This window comes from Cohnella sp. GbtcB17 (assembly GCF_019091135.1).
In the GTDB taxonomy this organism is placed as follows: domain Bacteria; phylum Bacillota; class Bacilli; order Paenibacillales; family Paenibacillaceae; genus Cohnella.
In genome coordinates this window covers 1-5,690 of record NZ_JAGXJW010000011.1, presented here as the reverse complement: position 1 = coordinate 5,690, position 5,690 = coordinate 1, and the positions used below count along the sequence as shown (strand labels likewise).

At 58.7% G+C, this 5,690-nt stretch carries 4 protein-coding genes; 3 read left to right on the top strand and 1 reads right to left on the bottom strand.

The window, feature by feature from the left end:
* Nucleotides 1-51: 51 nt before the first annotated feature.
* On the bottom strand, nucleotides 52-1,347 hold the full coding sequence (locus KVT38_RS07905) for a glycoside hydrolase family 125 protein (RefSeq protein WP_217593150.1): 1,296 nt from the start codon (nucleotides 1,345-1,347) through the stop codon (nucleotides 52-54).
* A 364-nt stretch (nucleotides 1,348-1,711) separates the two neighbouring features.
* On the opposite strand from KVT38_RS07905, the gene KVT38_RS07900 reads away from it, so the two are divergent.
* The 3 genes from KVT38_RS07900 (at nucleotide 1,712) to KVT38_RS07890 (ending at nucleotide 5,316) form a co-directional block, all read left to right on the top strand.
* Nucleotides 1,712-2,656, top strand: coding sequence for an ABC transporter permease (locus KVT38_RS07900; RefSeq protein ID WP_217593241.1), 945 nt, complete (start codon nucleotides 1,712-1,714; stop codon nucleotides 2,654-2,656).
* Nucleotides 2,657-2,672: 16 nt separating this feature from the next.
* Nucleotides 2,673-3,593, top strand: a complete 921-nt coding sequence (locus tag KVT38_RS07895) for a carbohydrate ABC transporter permease (RefSeq protein WP_217593149.1) — start codon at nucleotides 2,673-2,675, stop codon at nucleotides 3,591-3,593.
* 121 nt (nucleotides 3,594-3,714) lie between these two features.
* Nucleotides 3,715-5,316, top strand: a complete 1,602-nt coding sequence (locus KVT38_RS07890) for an extracellular solute-binding protein (protein WP_217593148.1) — start codon at nucleotides 3,715-3,717, stop codon at nucleotides 5,314-5,316.
* The last annotated feature ends 374 nt before the right edge of the window (nucleotides 5,317-5,690 follow it).

Below are 5,690 nucleotides of genomic sequence, written 5' to 3'. Positions count from 1 at the left end.
CGCCTGCGCGTCAATCGCAACATTTTGGTGCGATCGGGTGCGGGACCGGCCTTACACCCAGCCTTTATCCATCGCCTTGCAGATCACCTGCGCGAACAGCGAATTGGACCAGGCGAACCAGGGGCGGGTGAAAATCGTGGGATCGTCCGGGTTGAAGCCCTCGTGCATGAAGCCCGTGTCGGCGTCCGTGGCGATGAGCACCTCGATGAGGTCCTTGACCTCCCGCTCGTCCGTGCTGGTCAGCGCCTGCATGGACAGCGCCATATGCCAAACATAGCCGTCCGGCGTATGCGGGCTGCCGATGCCCTTGGCGTACTTGCCTTCGAAGTAGTACGGATTGTCGAAGCTGAGCGCGAACCGACGCGTGTTCTGGTAGACGGGATCGTCGGCGGGCGCGTAGCCGAAGTACGGAATGGACATGAGGCCCGGCGTGCCGGCGTCGTCCATGAGGCAATAGTTGCCGAAGCCGTCGGTCTCGTATGCGTAGATGCGGCCGAAGTGCGGGTGGTTGACGATGCCGTAGGCGCGGATGCCGAAGTCGATCTGCTCGCGCAGCTTCTGCGCACGCTCGGCGAGGCCCTCATCCTTATAAATCGTGCTCGCGATCTCGCGGATATGGCCGAGAATGACGACGGCGAACATGTTGCCCGGCACGTTGTAGCCGAACAGGGACGCGTCGTCGCTCGGCCGGAAGCCGGACCACGTCATGCCCGTGTAGTTGACCGGCAGGCCGAGGCCGTCGTTTTGCATCGTCTCGGTTTCCTTGAAGCCTGGGCGCAGGAAACGGTAAGGCGACTTTTCCATATGCCGCTGCTCGGTGCCGATGACGCCGACGATCGAGACGAGCGCCTGGTAGCACGCATCGTCGAATACGTCCGTCTTGCCGGACGCCTGCCAATAGTCGTACAGCAGCTGCACGGGGAAGCAAAGGGAGTCGAGCTCGTACTTGCGCTCCCACATCCAGGGCGTCATGTCGGACAGGTCGCCGTCATTGTAGTGCTTGCCGCTGGCCGTCTCGTTGAACGCGTTTGTATAAGGGTCCTGGTTGATGTAAAAAAGCTGGCGGCGAATGAGCCCGCCGATGATCCGCTGCAGCTCCTCGTCTTCTCGGACGAACGGCAAATAGTGGCGCACCTGCTCCACCGAGTCGCGCAGCCACATGGCCGGAATGTCGCCGGTGAAGACGAAGGTCGTGCCGTCGTCCAGCAGCTTGGTCGTCGTCTCGAGCGTATTGGGAAAGCAGTTGCGGAACATCCGCTGCAGCTTGGGACGGTGGGCGAGGCGCCGGTCGGCTTGATCCAGAAAGTCGCGGATCGAAGCGGGCAGGGCGGATACGGACTGCGTCATCTTATTTTCCTCCTTGGGGTCGGCCTACCGCCGAACGAATCATCAATCAGGTTGGCACACCTTGCGGAACAGCGCAATATGTATCGTTTGCAGCGTTGAAAACGGTTAAAACTTTACACATTTCCGCCCCGGTCAAAATGATAGCGCGTATACGACAAACCCTTGGGCCCCAAGGGTTTACCCCCGTTTCACAATGACAATGCACATCTCACATATTTACGTTGCGCGCCTGCCTTCCCTACAATTCGAATTGTAATCGCTGCCAGGCCGTCACCGAATGAGATGAATACGCTCACAGTAATAACGGTCCTGCAGCGCGGAAGGGAGGAGCATCGTGAAAGCAGAAACGCAGCAAGTTCAAGCGATGGACGGCGGCTTGCCGCTGCCCACGAAGCTAGCCGAACGCGCGTCGCTCGGCAAACGAATCTGGCGCAACTGGGAGCTGTACCTGTTCGTCGCCCCGGCGCTTGTCTACTTTATTTTATTTCATTATCTGCCGATGTACGGGATCCAGATCGCGTTCAAAAACTTCATGCCGGCCAAAGGCGTCATGGACAGCCCCTGGGTCGGATTCGCTCACTTTGAACGGTTTTTTAACTCGTATTATTTCTGGGATCTGATCTGGAACACGTTCGGCATCAGCTTGTATGCGCTTGCGGTCGGGTTTCCGCTGCCGATCATTCTGGCGCTCGCCTTTAACGAAGCGAAGAACGGATGGTTCAAGAAGTCCGTCCAGACCGTGACATACGCGCCGCACTTCATCTCCGTCGTCGTCATGGCCGGGATGATCATTACGTTCCTGTCGCCGTCGTCCGGCATCATCGTCAAGATCATGGAATGGGTGGGCATCGACGCGCCGCAGTTCCTGACCGATCCGCGATGGTTCAAGACGGTGTATGTCCTGTCCGATGTGTGGCAGAGCGCGGGTTGGGGCACGATCATCTATCTGGCTGCGCTGGCGGGCGTCGATCCGCAGCTGCACGAGGCTGCCATCGTGGACGGCGCGAGCCGCTTCAAGCGCGTCCTGCATATCAATCTGCCGACGATCGTCCCGACGATCACGATCATGCTCATCCTGAACATGGGCAACATCCTCGGCGTTGGCTTCGAGAAGATCTTGCTGCTGCAGAACTCCCTAAACATGGAGTCTTCCGACGTCATTTCCACCTTTGTCTACCGAACCGGTCTGGTCGACGCGCAGTACAGCTTCTCGACCGCGGTAGGCCTGTTCAACTCGGTCATCAACGCCATCCTGCTGATCCTCGTCAACCGCATCGCCAAGCGGACGAGCGAGACCAGTCTATGGTAGAAGGGAGAAAAGCGATATGAACCTTGCCAACTCAGCGATCAAGGCGTCCAGGGGCGATCGGCTCTTCATGTTCGGCGTATACTTGTTCCTGGCCGTCGCGCTTGTCGTCGTGCTGTATCCGCTCATCTACATCCTCAGCGCGTCGATCAGCTCGCCGAAGCTCGTGAACGCCGGGGACATGTGGCTATGGCCCAAGGGCATCACCTGGGACGGCTACACGCTCGTGTTCCAAAACTCCAAAATCTGGACCGGATATCTCAATACGATCATCTACACGGTGCTCGGGACGGCGCTTAATCTCGCAGTGACGCTGCCCGCCGCCTATGCGCTCAGCCGCTCGGATTTTGTAGGACGGACGTTGTTCGTTATCATTATCCTGGTGACGATGTTCTTCAACGGCGGCCTGGTGCCGACGTACCTCGTCGTCAAGGATCTTCATCTGATCAATACGATGGGCGCGCTTATCCTGCCGGTCGCCGTCTCGGTCTGGAATCTGATCGTGGCCAGGACGTTTTTCCAGACGACGATCCCGAGGGAGCTGCAGGAGGCTGCACAGATCGATGGGTGCACGAACCTGAGACTGTTCACCCGCGTCGTGCTGCCGCTGTCTTTTCCCATCATCGCGGTCATGGCGTTGTTCTACGGGGTCGCGCACTGGAACAGCTATCTGCCGTCTCTGCTCTACCTGAACGACGCCGCCAAATATCCGTTGCAAATGGTGCTCAGACAGATCCTCGTTCTTCAGGAGATGACGGCGGAAACGACCGGCGCCGCAATAAGCGGCGATATCGCCAAAGCGATGAACTCCAAGGCCGAGACGGCCTCCCTGCTGAAATATGCGGTCATCGTCGTCTCCACGCTGCCGATCATCGCGGTCTATCCGTTTTTGCAGCGCTACTTCGTTCAAGGCGTCATGATCGGCTCGGTCAAGGGCTGACGGTACGCGGGCTCCGTTAATAACCGGCTTCGGCCGCTTATTATAGATGCCCCTGCCGTCGCTTGCGGCGAACGGGGCGACCAATTACGCGATTCATCATTATATACGGGAGGGTTCATTCATGGCATCGTATGCAAAAACAGGCAAGCTGCTGCTCGCGGCGTCCATCGGCGTCGGTCTGCTGGCCGGCTGCGCATCGAACGACAAGAAGGAATCGGCGGGCGCTACCGTCAACAAAGAAGGCTTTCCGATCGTGAGCGAACCGCTCACGCTGACGCTGATGGCCCCGGATACAGGTGACCAGGACTGGACCAAAATGAAGGTGCTCGACATCATGGCCGAGCAGAGCAACATCAAGCTCGACTTCCGCAACGCCCCAAAGGACAGCTTCGATACGAAGAAAAACCTCGTATTTGCGAGCGGCGACTATCCGGACATGTTCTACGCTGCGGGGCTGACGACGGCCGAGCAGATCAACTACGGCGAGCAAGGCATTCTCATTCCGCTGGAGACGCTGATCGACGAGTACGCGCCGAACTTTAAGAAGATTCTCGACGAGAACCCCGAGGTGCGCAAGTCGATCACCGCGCCGGACGGCCATATCTACGCGCTGCCGGTCATCGAGATGAGCCAGCACTGGTACCGCAATCCGATCTGGTATAACGGCGACTTCCTGAAGGCGCTCAAGATCTCGAAGCTGCCGACGACGACCGAAGAGCTGTATACCTATCTGAAGCGCGTCAAGACCGAAGACCCGAACGGCAACGGCAAAGCCGACGAGATCCCGCTGACGGCCAGCAACGCCAGAGACGTCAACCTGCGCGACATTCGCAACTGGCTGCTCGGCTCCTTCGGGGTGTACGAGGATACGATCTATGTCGACGACGACAAGACCGTTCACTACACGCCGCTGGAAGAGGGCTTCAAGCAGTACTTGACGTTCATGAACCGGCTGTGGAACGAGGAGCTGCTCGATCACGAGAGCTTCTCGCAGACGGACGAGCAGAAGAAGGCGAAGGTGCAGAACAACCAGGTCGCGATGTTCGCCAACTGGAACGCCTACATGTCCCTCGGCGGCGAGCCTTCGACGGACGATCCGATGTACGCGCCGGTGAAAAGCGAGATGGTCGACAAGCCGGCCATCGCGGCAAATGCGGGCATCACGCCGGGCGCGTTCGCCATCTCGAGTACAAACCCGTCGCCCGAAGCGTCGATGCGCAGGGTCGATTACCTGTACTCCTATGAAGGCGCGCTGCTGTTCAACAAAGGGCCGGAGGGCATCCTGTGGAAATACACGGACAAGGCCACCCGCACGAAGGAATACCTGCCGATCCCGGACGGCGGCACCGACCGCGAGAAGTATCGCTCGACGCTGACGCCGAACTACGGCATCCCGGCGCCGACGATCAACACGGACGATATCGAAAAGGGTCTGAAGGGCGAATTCGAGGTGTGGGTCGCCAAGGAAACGCAGACGAAGCTGCTCGACCAGGGCGCGCGTCCGCCATTCCCGACGCTGTTCCTGACGTCCGACGAGCAGACGCAGGTCAACAGCCTGACCTCCGACCTCAATACGTACGTCAACCAGATGGAAGCCAAGTTCATCACCGGCGCCGAGCCGCTGAGCAACTGGGACAAGTATGTGGACACGCTGAAGAAGATGGGCGCCGAGAAGATGGCGAAGATCTATCAGGGCGCGTACGATCGGTGGGCTTCGAACTAAAAGTGTCGTTAGGGAAAAGGGCGGCTTGAAGAGAAGTCGGATGGAGGCCGCTCGCGTTGGCGGGCGGCCTTTCGCATTGCTGGGGGGAGGGGCCTGACGTGCCTGCGCAGGCAAGGGGATGTTCCGTCTGCCTGTTCTGTCTGCTGGCCAGTCCGCTTCTAACTAATTCTCCGTCGTCGCTCGCCGACGCGGAGAATTTTTGTTTTGCGGGCGAAAGGAGCCGGATATTATGAGGCAAGCAGCGAGCGGTGAAGTGAAGCGAGCGGTGAAGTGAGCAGTCCAGTGCTATCGTGCAAAAATACATCATTCTCGAGCCGTATGGCTGTTTTTTGCAATCTATCGTGCAAAAGTGCACGATAGATCGCCTCTTTGTG